The 17,970-nt window shown below is 62.6% G+C and carries 17 protein-coding genes; 7 read left to right on the top strand and 10 right to left on the bottom strand.

Going from position 1 to position 17,970, the window contains the following annotated elements; translation table 11 throughout:
- Positions 1-82: 82 nt before the first annotated feature.
- Positions 83-2,170 (top strand): 3-hydroxyacyl-CoA dehydrogenase NAD-binding domain-containing protein, encoded by a 2,088-nt coding sequence (locus tag FJQ89_RS05425; RefSeq protein WP_141169372.1) that lies wholly within the window; start codon positions 83-85, stop codon positions 2,168-2,170.
- 158 nt (positions 2,171-2,328) lie between these two features.
- Here FJQ89_RS05425 and FJQ89_RS05420 read toward each other — a convergent pair whose 3' ends face one another.
- The 3 genes from FJQ89_RS05420 to FJQ89_RS05410 form a co-directional block, all read right to left on the bottom strand.
- Positions 2,329-3,177 (bottom strand): alpha/beta fold hydrolase, encoded by an 849-nt coding sequence (locus FJQ89_RS05420; RefSeq protein ID WP_141169371.1) that lies wholly within the window; start codon positions 3,175-3,177, stop codon positions 2,329-2,331.
- Between the two features lie 100 nt (positions 3,178-3,277).
- Positions 3,278-3,682, bottom strand: a complete 405-nt coding sequence (locus tag FJQ89_RS05415; protein WP_205704570.1) for a VOC family protein — start codon at positions 3,680-3,682, stop codon at positions 3,278-3,280.
- A gap of 95 nt (positions 3,683-3,777) precedes the next feature.
- A complete protein-coding gene (locus tag FJQ89_RS05410) occupies positions 3,778-4,017 on the bottom strand; it encodes a DUF2798 domain-containing protein (protein WP_141169369.1) in 240 nt (79 codons plus the stop codon).
- Between the two features lie 97 nt (positions 4,018-4,114).
- Between FJQ89_RS05410 and FJQ89_RS05405 the strand changes: the two genes are divergently transcribed.
- Positions 4,115-5,038 (top strand): LysR family transcriptional regulator, encoded by a 924-nt coding sequence (locus FJQ89_RS05405; RefSeq protein WP_141169368.1) that lies wholly within the window; start codon positions 4,115-4,117, stop codon positions 5,036-5,038.
- Positions 5,039-5,168: 130 nt separating this feature from the next.
- Positions 5,169-5,366, top strand: a complete 198-nt coding sequence (locus FJQ89_RS05400) for a hypothetical protein (RefSeq protein WP_141169367.1) — start codon at positions 5,169-5,171, stop codon at positions 5,364-5,366.
- Between the two features lie 99 nt (positions 5,367-5,465).
- On the opposite strand, the gene FJQ89_RS05395 is transcribed toward FJQ89_RS05400, so the two are convergent.
- On the bottom strand, positions 5,466-7,166 hold the full coding sequence (locus FJQ89_RS05395) for an MFS transporter (protein WP_141169366.1): 1,701 nt from the start codon (positions 7,164-7,166) through the stop codon (positions 5,466-5,468).
- A 243-nt stretch (positions 7,167-7,409) separates the two neighbouring features.
- Between FJQ89_RS05395 and FJQ89_RS05390 the strand changes: the two genes are divergently transcribed.
- The 4 genes from FJQ89_RS05390 to FJQ89_RS05375 all read left to right on the top strand — a co-directional run bounded on the left by FJQ89_RS05390 (position 7,410) and on the right by FJQ89_RS05375 (position 10,683).
- On the top strand, positions 7,410-8,588 hold the full coding sequence (locus FJQ89_RS05390; RefSeq protein WP_141169365.1) for an acetyl-CoA C-acyltransferase: 1,179 nt from the start codon (positions 7,410-7,412) through the stop codon (positions 8,586-8,588).
- 122 nt (positions 8,589-8,710) lie between these two features.
- Positions 8,711-9,013, top strand: coding sequence for a Dabb family protein (locus FJQ89_RS05385; protein ID WP_141169364.1), 303 nt, complete (start codon positions 8,711-8,713; stop codon positions 9,011-9,013).
- 164 nt (positions 9,014-9,177) lie between these two features.
- Positions 9,178-10,173 carry an NADP-dependent oxidoreductase gene (locus FJQ89_RS05380; protein WP_423245189.1) on the top strand — a complete coding sequence of 332 codons (996 nt, stop codon included), beginning with the start codon at positions 9,178-9,180 and terminating at the stop codon, positions 10,171-10,173.
- A gap of 60 nt (positions 10,174-10,233) precedes the next feature.
- Positions 10,234-10,683 (top strand): GNAT family N-acetyltransferase, encoded by a 450-nt coding sequence (locus FJQ89_RS05375; RefSeq protein WP_141169363.1) that lies wholly within the window; start codon positions 10,234-10,236, stop codon positions 10,681-10,683.
- A gap of 73 nt (positions 10,684-10,756) precedes the next feature.
- Here the strand turns inward: FJQ89_RS05375 and FJQ89_RS05370 are convergent, their stop codons facing one another.
- The 6 genes from FJQ89_RS05370 to FJQ89_RS05345 all read right to left on the bottom strand — a co-directional run bounded on the left by FJQ89_RS05370 (position 10,757) and on the right by FJQ89_RS05345 (position 17,833).
- Positions 10,757-11,767, bottom strand: coding sequence for an ABC transporter permease subunit (locus FJQ89_RS05370; RefSeq protein WP_141169362.1), 1,011 nt, complete (start codon positions 11,765-11,767; stop codon positions 10,757-10,759).
- Positions 11,768-11,791: 24 nt separating this feature from the next.
- Entirely contained in the window at positions 11,792-13,291 is a 1,500-nt protein-coding gene (locus tag FJQ89_RS05365) for a sugar ABC transporter ATP-binding protein (RefSeq protein WP_141169361.1), read from the bottom strand.
- Between the two features lie 77 nt (positions 13,292-13,368).
- The gene (locus tag FJQ89_RS05360) at positions 13,369-14,304 is read right to left on the bottom strand and encodes an ABC transporter substrate-binding protein (protein ID WP_099763695.1); all 936 of its coding nucleotides are present in this window, start codon (positions 14,302-14,304) and stop codon (positions 13,369-13,371) included.
- Positions 14,305-14,357: 53 nt separating this feature from the next.
- Positions 14,358-15,308: a transaldolase gene (gene tal, locus FJQ89_RS05355; protein ID WP_141169360.1), complete on the bottom strand. Its 951-nt coding sequence runs from the start codon at positions 15,306-15,308 to the stop codon at positions 14,358-14,360.
- A gap of 2 nt (positions 15,309-15,310) precedes the next feature.
- Positions 15,311-16,795, bottom strand: coding sequence for a xylulokinase (gene xylB / locus FJQ89_RS05350; RefSeq protein WP_205704625.1), 1,485 nt, complete (start codon positions 16,793-16,795; stop codon positions 15,311-15,313).
- Positions 16,796-16,825: 30 nt separating this feature from the next.
- Entirely contained in the window at positions 16,826-17,833 is a 1,008-nt protein-coding gene (locus FJQ89_RS05345; RefSeq protein ID WP_141169358.1) for a LacI family DNA-binding transcriptional regulator, read from the bottom strand.
- Between the last annotated feature and the right edge of the window lie 137 nt (positions 17,834-17,970).

Genomic DNA, 17,970 nt, shown 5'->3' with positions numbered 1-17,970 from the left:
CTTTTGTGCGGTATAGTGAAGCTTCATCCCTTGCAACCACTTCATCGCCAAGTAAACACCAATACACCAGTAAGGAAGAGACATGAGTGCTGAATATCAAGTGAACGGCGCCGTTGCCGTCATTACCCTCGCCAATCCGCCCGTCAATGGCCTGGGCCTGGCTACGCGCACGGCCGCCGTGGCCGGCATCCGCCAGGCGCTGGCGGACGAGGCCGTTAAAGCGATCGTCATCACGGGCGCCGGCAAGGCCTTTTCGGGCGGCGCCGACATCAAGGAATTCAATTCGCCCAAGGCGCTCACGGAACCGACCCTGCACACCCTGATCAACGTCGTCGAGCAAGCCACCAAGCCGGTGGTGGCGGCCATCCACAGCGTCTGCATGGGCGGTGGCCTGGAGCTGGCGCTGGGCTGCAACTACCGCGTGGCCGCACCTGGCGCGCAGATGGCCTTGCCGGAAGTCAAGCTCGGCATCTTGCCGGGCGCGGGCGGCACGCAGCGGCTGCCGCGCGTGCTGGGCCTGGAAATGGCCCTCAACATGATCGTCTCGGGCACGCCCGTGGCGTCTGAAAAGCTGGCCGGTACGGCCCTGTTCGACGAAGTCATCGCCCCCGGCGCCGACTTGTTGCAAGCCGCCGTGGCCTTCGCCAACAAGGTGGCCGATGTGCGCCCGCTGCCGAAGGTGCGCGAGCGCAAGGTTGACTACCCGAACCATGAAGCGTTCCTGCAGTTTTCGCGCAATACGGTCAAAGCCATGTCCGGCCCGTTCCCTGCACCGCTGAAATGCGTCGATGCGGTGGCGGCCGCCGTGACGATGAAATTCGACGAGGGCTTGAAGTACGAGCGCGAACTGTTCATGCAGCTGGTGCAGTCGCCCGAGTCGAAAGCCTTGCGCCACGCCTTCTTTGCCGAACGCGTCGCCAGCAAGGTGCCCGACGTGCCGGCCGACACGCCCGTGCGCAGCATCGCCAGCGCGGCCATCGTGGGCGCCGGCACCATGGGCGGCGGCATCGCCATGAACTTCGCCAACGCGGGCATTCCCGTGATGCTGCTGGAAACAAAACAGGAAGCGCTGGACAAGGGCCTGGCCACCATCCGCAAGAATTACGAGAACACGGTGAAGAAGGGCAAGCTGACGCAAGAGAAGGCCGAGCAGCGCATCGCTCTGGTCAGCGGCACGTTGGCGTATGCCGACATCGCGCAGGCCGACATCGTCATCGAAGCCGTCTTCGAAGAGCTGGGCGTGAAGGAAACCGTGTTCCGGCAGCTCGATGCCGTCATGAAGCCGGGCGCCATCCTCGCCTCGAACACGTCCACCCTGGACCTGGACAAGATCGCCGCGTTTACGCAACGCCCGCAAGACGTGATCGGCACGCATTTCTTCAGCCCGGCCAACGTCATGAAACTGCTGGAAATCGTCCGTGGCAAGGAAACGGGAAAGGATGTGCTGGCCACGGCGCTGGCGCTGTCGAAAAAGCTGAAAAAGACGGGCGTCGTCTCGGGCGTGTGCGACGGTTTCATCGGCAACCGCATGATCGAACAGTACAGCCGGCAAGCCGGTTTCCTGCTGGAAGAAGGCTGCTTGCCGGAGCAAGTCGACAAGGCGGTGGAGAAATTCGGCTTCGCCATGGGCCCGTTCCGCATGGGCGATCTGGCCGGCAATGACATCGGCTGGGCCATCCGCAAGCGCCGCACTGTGGAAAAGCCGGAAGTGACGTATTCGAAGACGGCCGATTTGCTGTGTGAACTGGGACGCTACGGCCAGAAGACGGGCGCCGGCTGGTATGACTACAAGGCGGGCGACCGCAAGGCGTATCCGTCGGAACAGGTGAACGCCATGATTATCCAGCACTCCGCCGACATCGGCGTGACGCGGCGCAAGATCAGCGACCAGGAAATCGTCGAACGGCTCGTGTATGCGCTGGTCAACGAGGGCGCGCGCATCCTGGAAGAGGGCATCGCCCTGCGCGCTTCGGATATCGACATGGTGTATCTGACGGGCTACGGCTTCCCGCTGTTCCGTGGCGGGCCCATGTTCTATGCGGACACGGTGGGCTTGCCGAACGTGCTCGATACGATTGCCGGTTACGCGAAAGGCCGCCACGGCGAAGCGTGGACGCCGGCGCCGCTGCTGGTGAAGCTGGCGGGCGAGGGCAAGGGTTTCAATAGCTAATCCGACGCCAACAATATTGTCGGATTACGCGCGGCTTTGCCGCACCTCGGCGGCCCCGCTAATCCGACCTACGCCTCTGCGAGGACTCAATAGCCGGGTAGGTCGGATTAGCGCGCAAGCGCGTAATCCGACACCACCACGGACGCCAGCAAGCATGTTTACTTCTTCTTCGCCACCATCTTGATCGCCTCGTTGACGATGACGGGGTTGTCTTTCTGGATGTAGTAGCCGGCGCCCGTGATGCGCTCGATGGCTGGCGCGCCGGACAGGCGCTGCCAATCTTTTTCCTGGGCCCGCACCACGTTTTCAAACGAGCCCATTTCCTCGATGCTGAACTTGTCGCGCACCAGCAGCATGGCGGGCACGCGCAGGGGGCTGCTCATGTCGACATGCTGCAGGCATTGCGTCTGGGCATCGAATTCGGCCGATTCCGTACTGTTGAACATGAGTTTACGCCGCGTCTTCACGAGCATGGCGTAGGTGGACGCGTCCGTTTGCATGCGGTTCCATTGCTGCGGGTGCGTGGGGTCGAGCAAGACCAGGCCGGCCACGTCCTGCGGGTACAGCCTGGCATATACATACTGGTACAGCCCGCCCAAACCATGACCGACCAGCACATACGGCGGTTTCAGGCCCGCTTGCGTCAGCAGGGCGCGCTGCTGGGCGGCGATGGTGCACGGGTCGCGCGGCGTGGTGGTTTTGCGGCTGTCGCCGTAACCGGGACGGTCGTAGACGAGCACGCGGTGCTGTTTGGCCACTTCGGGCACCACCTTGGCCCACACATCCTTGCCGTCGCCCATGGCGGACTGAAACACCACGGGCATGCCGCCCTGGCCGCTCAAGGCATAGGCGATGCTGGCGTCGGGCAGGGCGGCCGTGGCGGGCACGCCCGGCGTGACCGGGGCAGAGGGCAACAGAGAACAGCCGGAAAAACAGCCTGCCAGCAGCAAGCCGGCGCTGGAGAGGAGCATGGTGCGCGCGGGGCGGCCGACGAATAGATGATGCATGAATCTCCTTCTTGGTGCAGGGACCGGTATGGCGTGCCAGCCATTATAGGCAAATCATGGAAAAGTGAAAATGCTGAACAGAACGGGATTTCCCGTCGTGCTAGCCAACGTCGGCGCGATGGCAGACGGCTTCGATGCGGTTGCCGTCCGGATCGAACAGGAAGGCCGCGTAATAGCTGGCGTGATAGTGGCGCAGGCCGGGCGCGCCCAGGTCGATGCCGCCGTGCGCCAGGCCCGCATGCCAGAACGCTTCCACGGCCGCGCGCGAGGCGGCCTTGAAGCAGCAATGGCGGCGCGGCGCGTCGTCGGGCCTGGGACCCAGGCGCACGGAAAAATAGCTGCGTTCGGGGTGTTCGGCATCGCTGCGCTCGCCGTAGCCTATCCATGCATGGGCATGGTCGCTGCCCACCTTGGGCACGCCCAGCGCGGCGAAGATGGCATCGTAGAAGCGCTCGGCGCGCTCCAGGTCGGCAACGGTAAGGGAAACGTGATCGAGCATGGGCATTCCACTGTAAAAACAAGGACGGCCATAGCATAGCCCGGATCAGGACGGCCGTGGGACGAAGTAACCGAGTGATACTGGCGGCGGCCGACTGCCGGTTAAGGCCGGTTGGCGAGCCGGGCCACGATGCTGCGGCTCATCAGCTGCACGCGGGGCGCGAACAACATCACGGCGCAGAAGGCCACGGGCCAGGCGGCAAAAAACGCATGGCGCCAGCGGGGCAGGAAGTCCGCCTGCAGGCCGATATTGAGCCAGGTGACCCAGGCGCTCATCAGCAGGGTCATCACCAGCGACATCAGGAAGGCAAACGTGCAGCGCAGGCGCAGGGCATCGGACATGGCGTGCTTTCAAAATAGTGGAAAGATGCCAGCGTAACGACTTGCAGCAATCTATACTAGAGCCATATTTTTAATTTCAAATTCCATAAATGCAATCATGCTTGATGATTTAGCCCTGTTCGTCGCCATCGTCGAGGCGGGTAGCCTGCATGCGGCGGCCGTCAAGGAAGACTTGCCTGCCGCCACCGTCACGCGCCGGCTGCAAAAGCTGGAAAGCCAGCTCGGCTACCGCTTGCTCAACCGCAGCGCGCGCCGCTTGCAGCCGACGGCGGAAGGCTGGCAATACTACGAGCAGTGCCGTCCCCTGGTGCACGCCTTGCGGCAAGCGACGCAGCAGCTCGACGCCAGCCTGTCGGCCGTCTCGGGCAGTATCCGCGTGCTGGCGCCCGTGAATTTCGCCAGCGGCTTGCTGACGCCCGCCTGGGTCAGCTTCATGCAGCAGTACCCGGATATCCGCCTGGAGCTGGAACTGTCGAACCTGCTGCAAGACCTGGTGGGCAGCGGCGCCGACCTGGCCATCCGCGTGGGCGCGCTCGACGATTCTTCGCTGATGCAGCGCCGGCTGGGCAGCGCCGCGCTGGTGATGGTGGCGGCGCCCGCCTACCTGGCGCGCGCGGGCGTGCCGCGCGACTTGCAGGAGCTGGCCCGACATGAATTGATCGTGGCCGAACCGCTGCGCAGCTGGCGTTTGCGGCGTCCCGGCGATGGCGCCGAAATGGTGATCGAACCACAGGCACGCCTGCGCGTCAATGAAATGCGCCTGGCCGTGGAGATGGCGGACGCGGGCATCGGTATCTTGCTGTGTCCGCTACTGCAGTGCCGCGACGAAGTGGCCAGTGGCAGCCTCGTGCGCGTGCTGCCCGACTGGATGCCGCAGCCGCGTCATGTGTACGCCGTCTGGACGCAGCGGCGCTACCTGCCGGCCCGCGTGCGCGTGCTGCTGGAACACCTGGCGGCGTTTGCGGCGGGCAATCCGCTGTTGAACGACGCGTTGGATGGGCAGGGCGCCGCACTGCCCTGATCCTTTCTAATCAGTAATACCGAGCGCTTGTACTTTCCGTCAGGATCGCGTTAAGATAAAGCTTGCTCGCTTATCCAGTGGGCAATCTGGTGTTTTTACGCGCAATCCGTCCCTATCCATGAGAGTAGCAATGAAATATCTGATCGTTCCCTTCTTGCTGGCCATGACTGGCTGTGAAGTCTTGTATGACGCGAACCGGGACAAGATCGGTGAGTATTGCAACAGCCTCAATAATTTTGACGACCGCAATGCCTGCCGCAAGCGCAACCAGACCAGCTACCAGGAATACGTGCAACAGCGCGACCAGGTGAAACAGGGCACTAAGTAAGCTCGCCGCCGCATACGCCGTATAAAAACAAACGCCGCTGACCAGTCAGCGGCGTTTTGCATTGCGGGCCCCGGCGTTGCGGCCGGGGCTGGCGCCGGATCAATCGTCGGCGTAGATATTGTTATCCTTGGTTTCCTTGACGAACAGGGTGCCGATCACGACAGTGGCCAGGGCGACGACGATCGGATACCACAGGCCGTAATAGATGTCACCTTTGAAGGCCACCAGCGCGAAGGCCGTGGTCGGCAGCAAGCCGCCGAACCAGCCGTTACCGATATGGTAGGGCAGGGACATCGAGGTGTAACGGATACGCGTCGGGAACATTTCCACCAGCATGGCGGCGATCGGGCCATACACCATGGTCACATACAGCACCAGGATGAACAGCAGCAAGACCACCATCGGCTTGTTGATCTGATCCGGATCGGCTTTCGCAGGGTAGCCCGCTTCCTTGATGCCGGCACCGATTTCTTTCTTCAGTGCCGCTTCGCGGGTCTTGCTTTCGGCATCGAAGTTCAGGCCGTCGGCCGTCATGACGGCGTTAAACGAGGAAAACTCCTTCGTACCGATGCGTACTTTGGCGATCGAGCCGGCCGGCGCATCTTCTTTCGTGTAGTTCACCGAGCTGTTCGACAGGAAGCCCGTGGCGATGTCGCACGAGGATGGGAACTTCTTGGTGCCGGTCATGTTGAACTGGAAGTGGCAGGAAGCCGGATCGGCCACCACCACCACTGGCGAGTTCTTCAGTGCCGCTTCCAGCTGCGGATTGGCGAAGTGGGTCAGGCCGCTGAAGATCGGGAAGTAGGTCAGGGCGGCGATCAGGCAGCCGCCGAGGATGATGTACTTGCGGCCGATGCGGTCCGACAGGCTGCCGAAGAACAGGAAGAACGGCGTGGCCAGCAGCAGGGCGATGGCGACGAGCACGTTGGCCGTTGCCAGGTCCACTTTCAGGGTCTGGATCATGAAGAACAGGGCGTAAAACTGGCCCGTGTACCAGACGACGGCCTGGCCGGCGGTCAGGCCGATCAGGGCCAGGATGACGATCTTCAGGTTTTTCCACTTGCCGAACGCTTCCGTCAGCGGCGCTTTCGAGGTCTTGCCCTCGGCTTTCATCTTGGAAAACGCAGGCGATTCATTCATTGCCAGGCGGATCCAGACGGAAATACCCAGCAGGATGACGGAAACCAGGAAGGGAATGCGCCAGCCCCAGGCCTCGAAATCCTTCTCGCCGGTCGCCAGGCGGGTGCCCAGGATGACCATCAGCGACAGGAAGAAGCCCAGGGTTGCCGTCGTCTGTATCCACGCCGTGAATGCGCCGCGCTTGCCTTCAGGCGCGTGCTCGGCCACATAGGTGGCTGCGCCGCCGTATTCGCCGCCCAGTGCCAGGCCTTGCAGGATGCGCAGGATGACGAGGATGATCGGCGCGGCGATGCCGATGGAGGCATGGCCCGGCAGCAAGCCGACGATGAAGGTGGAGCCGCCCATGATCAAAATCGTGATCAGGAAAGTGTACTTGCGGCCGATCATGTCGCCGAGGCGGCCGAAGACCAGCGCGCCGAACGGACGCACGATGAAGCCGGCGGCAAAGGCCAGCAGCGCGAAGATGAAGGTGGTGGTAGGGTCGCCGATGAAAAATTGCTTGGCGATGATGGAAGCGAGCGAACCGTACAGATAAAAATCGTACCATTCAAAGACGGTGCCGAGCGAGGATGCAAAGATGACCTTGCGTTCCTCGGGCGTGATCGGAGTTCCCTTGGTGGAAAATTTCCGTACGTCGGCCGAGCCGGATGGTGTTGCCATGGTTTGTCTCCCTATGTTTTATAGTGAACCATTGCCGAGGTCTTTTTGACCATTCTTGCAACAGCTGGAGCCGAGTGTGTTCTCCGAACCTTACGTCATGCTTGCTTGAAACTTACACCATGCTTACAAATTGCCATCCATCAGAACTTTGCGAACGACCGTACTTAAATGTGCTATTCTGCTTCCGAGACAGCATGAATGACCCATCATTGACCACATAACATTCCCACAAGGAGACACAGCATGAATGAAGCCGTCATCGTATCGACCGCCCGCACGGGCCTGGCCAAGTCCTGGAAGGGCGCGTTCAACATGACGCACGGCGCCACCCTGGGCGGCCACGTGCTGGCGGCTGCCGTCGAGCGCGCGCGCATCGAGGCGGAGGAAGTGGAAGACGTGCTGGTCGGCTGTGCCTTCCCCGAAGGCGCCACGGGCGGCAACATCGCGCGCCAGGTGGCCTTGCGCGGCGGCTGCCCCGTCACGACGGCCGGCATGACCGTCAACCGCTTTTGTTCCTCGGGCTTGCAGGCCATCGCCCTGGCGGCACAGCGCATCATCGCCGGCGAAGGCGACATCTATGCGGCGGGCGGCGTGGAATCGATTTCCTGCGTGCAAAATGAAATGAATACGCATATGTATCGCGACGTCTGGCTGCAGCAGCACAAGCCGGAAGTGTACTGGCCCATGCTGCAGACGGCTGAAACCGTGGCCAAGCGCTACCAGATTTCACGCGAGCGCCAGGATGTGTATGGCGCGCAAAGCCAGCAGCGCGCAGCAAGCGCCCAGGCGGCCGGCCTGTTCGACGCGGAAATCGTGCCGATGACCACCATCATGGGCGTGGCCGACAAGGCCAGCGGCATGCTGGTGTCGCGCGAAGTGACGATTTCCAGCGACGAAGGCATCCGCTTTGATACTACCTACGAAGGCGTAGCCAAGATCCGTTCCGCCATGCCGGGCGGCGTCATCAGCGCTGGCAATGCCAGCCAGTTTTCCGATGGCGCTTCGATGGCCATCGTCATGAATGCGAAAGTGGCCGAAGCGAAAGGCTTGCAGCCGCTGGGCATCTTCCGCGGCTTCGCCGTGGCCGGCTGCGAACCCGATGAAATGGGCATCGGCCCCGTCTACGCGATTCCGAAACTGCTGAAAAAGGCGGGCTTGACGGTGGCCGACATCGGCCTGTGGGAACTCAATGAAGCATTTGCCGTGCAAGTGCTGTATTGCGCCGACACCCTGGGCATTCCCATGGAGCGCCTGAATGTGAACGGCGGGGCGATTGCCGTCGGCCATCCGTACGGCGTGTCGGGCGCGCGCCTGACGGGCCACGCCTTGATCGAAGGCAAGCGCCGCGGCGTCAAATACGTGGTAGTGACCATGTGCATCGGCGGCGGGCAGGGTGCGGCCGGCCTGTTCGAAGTACTTTAATCTGTCATCCCCTCTGCGGGCTGCTTCCAGGGCCGCCCGTTTGCATTCCACCGGTGTGCTCTGCAAAATACGCCGATAGCGGGTACAGTCATGCTTCATTAATAAACAAGCAGCCTGCCACCATGATCAAGCACATCGTTTTCTGGAAACTCAAAGACCACGCCGAAGGCGCCGACCGTGCCACCAATGCCTTGAAGCTGAAAGCCTTGCTCGATTCCTGTTCCGACCTGGTGCCCGGCATATTGACATTCGAGGCGGCCGTGGCCCAGCCCGGCCTGGAAGCGACCTACGACATCGTGCTGTACAGCGAGTTCGCCAGCCGCGCAGCGCTCGACGCTTACCAGAACCATCCAGAGCACGTGAAAATCAAGCCGTTTTTTGGGGCCGTGCGGGAAGCAAGGCAGTGCATGGATTACGAAGTGTAGTGACACCGAACCAAACCTGCTGCGCGTCGGTATAGGTGGCCTGCGATGCTCACCGTACTACAGTACGGTTGCGCTTCTCGGCCACCTCTCCTTTCCGCTCGCTACGGTTTTGTTCGGTGTCGTGAATATCAATGTTAGCTATCAACTTTATTGACAGGAGCATCATGATCACTTACCAACGCATCGTCCTCGCCTCGCGTCCCACGGCCGAAGTGCAGCCAGATAACTTCCGTCTGGAAACGAAAGACATTCCCGCCATCACGGAGGGGCAATTGCTGGTACGTAACCAGTACCTGTCGCTCGATCCCTACATGCGCGGGCGCATGAGCGCGAATAAAAGCTATGCGGCGCCGCAAGCGCTCGATGACACCATGATCGGTGGCACGGTAGGCGTGGTGCTCGAATCGAAGCATCCGAAGTTTGCCGTGGGCGACACGGTGGTGGGAACCCTGGGCTGGACGGAAGTGGCGGTATCGGACGGCACCATGCTGCGCAAGGTCGACACGACGCATATTCCTGCCTCGGCCTACCTGGGTGCCGTCGGCATGCCGGGCATGACAGCCTGGTATGGCTTGAACCAGATCATGGCGCCGAAAGCGGGCGAAACCGTGGTCGTGTCGGCCGCCAGCGGCGCCGTGGGCAGCGTGGTGGGGCAACTGGCGAAACTGAAAGGTTGTCGCGTGGTCGGTATCGCCGGCGGCGCGGAAAAATGCGCGTATGTCGTCGAGGAGCTGGGTTTTGACGCCTGCATCGACTATAAGGCGGGCAGCTTGGCGTCCGACCTGGCGGCAGCCACGCCGGACGGCATCGACGCCATCTTTGAAAACGTGGGCGGCGCTATCTTTGATGCAGCGCTGGCGCGCACCAACGCGTTTGGCCGCGTGGCCGTGTGCGGCTGGATCGCCGGCTACAACGGCGAACCGACGCCGCTCGACAATGCCCGCTTCATCCTCACCAACCGCCTCACCGTGCGCGGCTTCATCGTCTCGGAGCAGCCGGAATTCTGGCCGCAAGGCCTGGCGGAGCTGGGCACCCTGGTGGCGACGGGCAAGCTGAAATTCCGCGAATCCGTGGCCGACGGCCTGGCCAGCGCACCGGAAGCCTTCATTGGCCTGTTAAAAGGCCGCAACTTCGGCAAGCAGCTGGTCAAGCTCAGCTGATCTCTCTGTGGAAAGGCAGGCCGTGCGACAATAACGGCTTGTCTCTTTCTACATTACATCATGACCAAGCACACCATCCGCCTCGGCGACTGGGCCACCCTGGGCCAGGACGCCACCGCCATCCGTTTTGAAGTTTTCGTCGATGAACAGAAAGTGCCGGCCGAGATCGAACTCGACGACATGGATGCCGTCTGCCTGCACGCCGTCGCCTATGACGAGGCCGGCAAGGCCATCGGTACGGGCCGGCTATTGCCGGACGGCCATATTGGCCGCATGGCCGTGCGCCAGCCGGGCCGCGGCACGGGCGTGGGCGGCGCCATCTTGACCTTGCTGATGGACAAGGCGCGCGCACGCGGCGATGCCGCCGTGGTGCTGAACGCGCAAACCGTGGCCGCGCCATTCTATGCGCGCCACGGTTTCGTGCAAGCCGGGGATGTATTCGACGAGGCGGGGATTGCGCATGTGGAGATGCGGCTGGTGTTCCAGGGTGTTGTCGGATTACGCGCGTAGCGCGAATCCGGCCTACGACGTCAACGGTAGGTCGGGTTAGCGCGCAGCGCGTAACCCGACACCACCAGCACCATCAGTTCTGGGCGTGCGACTGGCGCCATTTGTCCAGAATCACGGCCAGCACGATCACGACACCCTTGGCCACATACTGCCAGAACGACGACAGTCCCAGTATCGTCAAGCCATTGTTCATCACGCCGATGATCAGGGCGCCGATAACGGTGCCCCAGACGGAACCGACTCCGCCCATCAGGCTCGTGCCACCCAGCACCACGGCCGCAATCGCATCGAGTTCATAACCGGTACCCCAGTTGCCGTTGGCCGCATACAAACGGCTGGCCGACATGGCACCGCCTAGGCCGGCGAACAGGCCGCTGATGGTGTAGACAAACATCAGCACGAGGCCGACCTTGATGCCCGTCAAACGGGCCGCCTGGATATTGCCGCCGACAGCGTAGATGTGCAGACCCAAGGTCGTCTTGCGCAAAATAAACCACGTCAGCAAGACGACGGCCGCCGCCAGCCAGATCAGCCAGGGGATGGCCAGGAAGCTGCCGTTGCCCATCCATTCGAAGCTCGGGATTTCCGTGTTCAGCACGCTGGTGCCGTCGGCGAACAGGTAGGCCGCGCCGCGCAGGGCCGTCATGGTGCCCAGGGTGACGACGAAGGGGTTCAGGCCGACGAGGGCCACCAGCACGCCATTGAGCGCGCCCAGCAGCAGGCCGACGATCAAAAACGTGGGGATCGAAAAGCCGGCGAACTGGGCCGATAAAGACATCAGCATGCCCGCCACGGCCGAGACGGCCAGCACGGAGCCGACCGATAAATCGATGCCGCTGGTCAGAATGACGAAGGTCATGCCGGAGGCCAGCACGATATTGATCGAGACCTGGCGGAAGATGTTCATGGTGTTGTTGCTGGTCATGAAGGTGGACGTGCCGTCGGCCGAGAAATACACGGTCAGACCGTACATGGCGAGGTACAGCACGACCAGTACGGGCAGCATACCCAGGCGGCGCATCAGGTTCGAGGCATTGAAGGGTTGGCGCGCGCTTGCGGCGCCGCCGGTGGTGGTGGTAGTCATGATAGTTCTCCCTGTATTGATTTTTTAAGCGGCGTCCAGATGGGTGGCATAGGCGAGGATGTTTTCCTGCGTAATGTCGTCGCCCGTCACTTCGCCCGTCAGGCGTCCTTCGCACATCACCATCACGCGGTCGCAAATGCCGACCAGCTCGGCCAGTTCGCTGGAAATGCACAGCACGGCCGTGCCCGCATCCGCCAGTTGGTGGATGATTTTATAGATTTCGCTCTTCGCGCCCACGTCCACGCCGCGCGTCGGTTCGTCGAGAATCAGCACTTTCGGTGCGATGGCCAGCCAGCGCGCCAGCAAGACTTTCTGCTGGTTGCCGCCAGACAATCCCCCCACGATGCCGTCCGGGCCAGATACCTTGACGTTGAGGTTGGCAATCGCCTCGCGCGTGAGCTGCGTCAGGGCGCCACGGTTGACCACGCCCGCCGTGGAATGTTTGGACAGGATGTTCATCGACATGTTTTCCATGGCCGACAATTGCATGAACAAGCCCAGGCTCTTGCGGTCTTCCGGCAAATAGCCGATGCCGTGGCGTATCGCCGTCAGCGGCCGGTGGATGTGCACTTCCTGGCCGTCGAGCCACACTTGCCCCGATTGCTTCTTGTCGGCGCCAAAGATCAGCCGCGCCAGTTCCGTGCGGCCCGCGCCGACCAGGCCGGCAAGTCCCGTCACTTCACCCGCATGCAGGGTGAACGAGGCGGGCTTGACCTTGCCGCCGCCCACGTTTTCCACGCGCAGGCGCTCGGCGCCCCGCGTGGTGCGCCGCTGGTGTGCATAAAAGTCGTCGGCAGGGCGGCCCACCATCATTTGCACGACTCTCTTTTGATCCAGTTCATCCTTGCCCAGTTCGCCCACATAGGCGCCGTCGCGCAGCACCGTGATGCGGCGCGCCAGGCGTTCCACCTCGGCCATGCGGTGGCTGATGTAGAGCACGGCCAGGCCCTTGTCACGCTGTTCTTCGATAATGCGGAACAATTGTTCGGTTTCCCGGTCGGACAGGGCGGCAGTGGGCTCGTCCATGATCAGGATGCGGCTTTCGTGCACGAGGGCGCGGGCGATTTCCACCTGCTGCTGCTCGGCGATCGACAGGCTGGACACCATGGTGTCCGCGTCGAAGCGGGAACCGAGGTCGGCCAGGATGGCGTTGGTGCGCGCGCGCATTTCGCCGCCCTTGACGGTCCAGAACGGTCCCTGCGGCTCGCTGCCCATGAAGACGTTCTGCGCCACCGTCATGTTCTTGGCCACGCTCAGTTCCTGGTAAATCAGGTTGATGCCCAGCGCGCGGGCCTCGCCCGGGTTGCGGATGCGGATTGGCTTGCCGTCGAGGATGATTTCGCCCGCATCGGGGGTGTACACGCCCGAGAGGATTTTCATCAGGGTGCTCTTGCCGGCGCCGTTCTCGCCCATCACGGCATGGATTTCGCCGCTGCGCACCGTCAGGTGCACGCCGCGCAGCGCGCGTGTGGCGCCAAAGCGCTTTTCGATGCCGCGCATTTCAAAAATAATATCGTCGCTCATGACTGTCCTTCCTTGCTGGTGAAACTGGCGCCGCCGGCCAACTGGCAGGCGGCGCCACGTGGTTCAGGTCAGGCAGATCAGTTCTTTACCCAGCCCGTGTAGGTGGCGACGTTTTCCTTGGTGATGGCCGGGGTCGGCAACAGCACCATGGTCTGTTTCGGCGTGCGGCCGTTCATGATGTCGTAGCCCATCTGCACGGCGTCGGTGGCCATGCGGTACGGGTTTTGCGCCGAGGTGGCGGCAAACAGGCCGGCCTTGTTTTTCAGGGCGTTCTGGCCATCGGGCGCGCCATCGACGGCCGTGATCAGTTTGACATCCGTGCGCTTCGATTGCTTGATCGCCAGTTCGGCGCCGATGCCGGTCGGGTCATTAATGGCGAACACGCCGTCGATCTTCGGATAGGCCGTCAGCAAATTCGACATCACGGTCATGCCGCCATCGCGGCTGCCGCCCGCGTTCTGGTTGTCGGACAAGATCTTGATATCCTTGAAGGCGGCCAGGGTTTTCTTGCAGCCGTTCACGCGGTCGATCACGGACGTCACCGGCGGGCCGTTGAGGATCACCACATTGCCCTTGCCGCCGATCTGCTTGGCCAGGTAGGCGCACGACACGTCGCCGGCCATGGTGTTGTCGGACATCACGGTGGCCGAAGCGCCCACGGCGCCCACGTCGACGGCGATCACGACCACGCCCGCATTGCGCGCTTTCTTGATGGCCGGTGCGATGCCCTTGGAATCGACGGCGTTCAGGATGATGATGTCGGTCTTGTTGGCAATGAAGTTTTCGATCTGGTCCACCTGGGTGTTCAGGTCATACTTGCTGGAAACAGTCGTGACTTTCACGCCGGGGCCACCGAGCTTTTTCGCGCTTTCTTCCGCGCCACGGCCAATCGCCACGAAGAACGGGTTGGCCAGGTCGCCCACGCTCACGCCGATCGATTTCAATGGCTTGTCGGCAGCAAAGGCGCCGCAGGCGGCGGACAGCAGCAGGGTGGCGGTAATGACTTTTTTCATGAGGATCTCCAAGGGTTTTTATTGTAAAAACAAACGGTGTTACGGGTGAAAACTTAGTTGGTACGTAATTTTTCGATCATGGCATCGAGCTTGCCCGCATCGACGGCAAAGCCGCGGATGCCTTCGGCCAGCTTTTCGGTGGCCATCGCATCGTCGTTCAGGGCGTAGCGGAAAGCGGCTTCGTCATACGTGATGGCCGGCTGCGCCGCGCCCAGGTCGCCGCCCAGCGCGCGCTCGAACGGCGCATCGGATGCTTCGAGTTTCGCCAGCAAGTCGGGGCTGATGGTCAGCAAGTCGCAGCCGGACAAGGCCGTGATCTGTCCCACGTTGCGGAAGCTGGCGCCCATCACTTGCGTGGCGATGCCATGTTGCTTGTAGTAATTAAAAATGCGCGTGACCGATTGCACGCCTGGATCGTTGGACAGGCTGCGGGCCGTTTCGTCCCATGCCGCACCCAGCGATTTTTTATGCCAGTCGTAGATGCGGCCCACGAATGGCGAAATCAGCCGTACTTTGGCGTCGGCGCAGGCGACGGCCTGGCAAAACGCGAACAGCAGGGTCAGGTTGCAAAAGATGCCATCTTTTTCCAGTTCGCGCGCCGCCTGGATGCCTTCCCAGGTGGCGGCGATCTTGATCAGCACGCGCTCGCGTTTTACTCCAGCCTGCTCGTACAGGGCGATCAGCCGGCGCGCCCGGGCCACGGTGGCGTCGCGGTCAAAGCTCAAACGGGCATCGACTTCCGTCGAGACGCGGCCCGGCACGACTTTCAGGATTTCCAGGCCGAAGCGCACCAGCACTGCATCGACGATATCGTCCAGGCTGGCGGATTGATGCGCGGCAACTGTGCTTTCCAGCAAGGGCGCGTAATCGGGCTGCAGCACGGCTTTTAAAATCAGCGACGGGTTGGTGGTGGCGTCTTGCGGCGCGAAACGGGCCAGTTGCAAAAAGTCGCCCGTGTCGGCGACAACGGTGCTGGTCTGTTTTAATTGTTGCAGCTGATTCATTACTATTCCTTATCACTGAGTTGGTGCAAGGCTTGCACGGCGGGAAACAGGCTACGGTAGCGGCCATAACGGATGCTCAAGGCTGCGCTGTGCGCGGCATCGGGCAGGAAAGTGTTTTTGATGGGCAAGCCCTGCGTCAGCAGGCTGGTGTCGCCGATGGCGGCGAAGCCCAGCTTGGCCGCGCCCAGGCTGGCCGACAGTTCGCTGTTGTGCAGGGTGCGCATTTCGCGCCCCAGCACATTGGCCAGCAATTGCGCCCAGTACTGGCTGCGCGCGCCGCCGCCCACCAGCATGCAGTGGGGTACCACTGCACCGGTCGAGGTGACGGCCGCCATGGCGTCGCGCAAGGCAAACGCCACGCCTTCGAGCACGGCGTAGCCGAGCTGCGCCGGCGTGCTGTCATGGCCGAGCTGCAAAAAGGCGCCGCGCACCTGCGGGTCGTTATGCGGCGTGCGCTCGCCCGACAGGTACGGGAGGAACAGCGGTGCCGATGGCGCGATGGGGGCATCGAGCGGCAAGCCCGCTGCCACCAGCGCCAGCAGGGCTGCCTCGTCGGGCTGGCCCAGCACGCCCGTGGCCCAGCGCAGACAGCTGGCGCCGGACAAAATCGCGCCCATCGCATACCAGCGGCCGGGCAGGGCGTGGCAAAAGCTGTGCACGCCGCCGGCCGGGTTGCCCAGCGGCGCTTCGGTCACACTGACGATGGCGGCGCTGGTGCCCAGCGAAATGAAACTGTCGCCGCCATTGACGGCGCCGATGCCCACGGCCGAGACGGGGTTGTCGCCGCCGCCACCTGCCACCACCACGTTTGCTGGCAAGCCCAGCTGGTCGGCGATGGCGGCCAGCACGGTGCCGGTGGCGGCGTCGCCTTCGGCCAGCGCGGGCATTTGTTCCAGCGTCAAGCCGCAGGCGGCCAGCATGGGGGTGTACCAGGCGCGTTTGGCCTCGTCCAGCCACAGGGTGCCGGCCGCGTCGGACATGTCCGTCAGTTTGATCCCCGTAAAGCGCAGGCGCAGATAGTCTTTCGGCGACAGCAGGCAGGCGATGGCGGCAAAGGCATCCGGCTCGTGCTGTTGCAGCCACAGCAGTTTCGGCGCCGTCAGGCCCGCCATGGGCAGGCTGCCCGTCACGTCCGCATACGTTGGATAGTCGCGCGCCAGTGCGGCCGCCTCGGCTTCGGCGCGCGCATCGTTCCACAGAATGGCGGGACGGATCACGTTGTCGTTACTATCGAGCAGCACGGCGCCATGCATCTGGCCCGACAGGCCGATGCAAACGATCTGTGCATAGTCCTGCGGCCAGCCGGCGCGCAGCTGGCCCAGCGCGTTGACGCAGGCGGCCCACCAGTCTTGCGGCGCTTGTTCGGACCAGCCCGGCTGCGGGCGGCTCACGTCCAGGCGCACGGACGCCTGGCCGCGCACGGCGCCCGTGCTGTCCATCAGCACGGTTTTCAGTTCGGAGGTACCGAGGTCGATACCGAGGGAAATCGCTGGATGCATAGTGTGTAGAGTAAAAAGTCAGGGGCAGCCGCAGGAGTTGCGTACGCGCAAGGTCGGCGACAAGCGCTGCACGTGCTGGACACGCTCAGGATGGGCGATACGTTCGATCAAGAGGTCGACGGCCATGGCGCCCAGCTCTTCGAGCGGCTGGGCCATCACCGTCAGGCGGGGGCTGAAGTAATCGGCCCAGTCGAAATCATCGAAGCCGGCCAGCGCGACGTCTTGCGGTACGGCAATGTGTGCGTCGCGCAAGGCATGCATGGTGCCGATGGTCATCAGGTTATTGCCGGCCACGATGGCGGTCGGACGCTGCCCAGGTGGCAGGGCCAGCAGTTCGCGCGTGGCCGCGCCGCTGCGCTCGAGATTCGAGTCGCCCGAGCGCAGCAGTTCGGGATCAAAGACGATGCCGGCGCGCTGCAAGGCCAGGCGGTAGCCGTCGATACGCTCGTCCGTCGTGGACAGGCCGGGCGCACCAGCGATGAAGCCGATGCGGCGGTGGCCGTGAGCAGCGATCAAGTGGCTGACCAGTTCGGCCGTCGCCTCGGTGTTTTCCACGCCGACCTGGTCGAACGGTTGCGGCGACATGCGGTCGACCAGCACGGAAGCGATCTTGTTGCTGGTCAAATAGTCGAGCGTGCGGTTGTGCGGATCGCCGGACGGCGCCAGCACGATGCCGTCGACGCGGCGCTGGTGCAAGTTCTGCACCACCTTGAGTTCCTGCGCGGGATCGTCATGCGTATCGGAAAACAGCATCATCAAGCCGTGGCGCGTACAGGCCGCCTCGATGGCGCGCACCGTTTCGCTGAAATAATGATTGGTGAAGGCGGAAATGGCTACGCCGATGGTGCCCGAGGACGAGCCGGCCAGCGCACGCGCCAGCATGTTCGGCACATAGCCGATCTGCTGCATGGCCGCGTTGACGGCGGCGACGGTTTTCGGGCTGACCTTGCGGGTGCCGTTGAGTACGTGCGAAACGGTCGACAGCGATACGTCCGCCGCCCGCGCTACATCTTCCATGGTGGCCATGGTGTCTCCTGATGGTTTTTTTATTATTGTGTGCTGCGATAGTGTGCGGCTGTGTCGCCGCGCTTGAATCTATCGTAAACAAAAGAAAGCGCTTGCGCAAGCGCTTTCTTTTTTGTGCGGACACCTGCCGAGTGGCT

The sequence above is a fragment of the Janthinobacterium tructae genome (assembly GCF_006517255.1).
Lineage (GTDB): Bacteria > Pseudomonadota > Gammaproteobacteria > Burkholderiales > Burkholderiaceae_D > Janthinobacterium > Janthinobacterium tructae.
The sequence above is the reverse complement of the archived record's forward strand: the minus strand, read 5'-3'. Positions and strand labels throughout refer to the sequence as shown.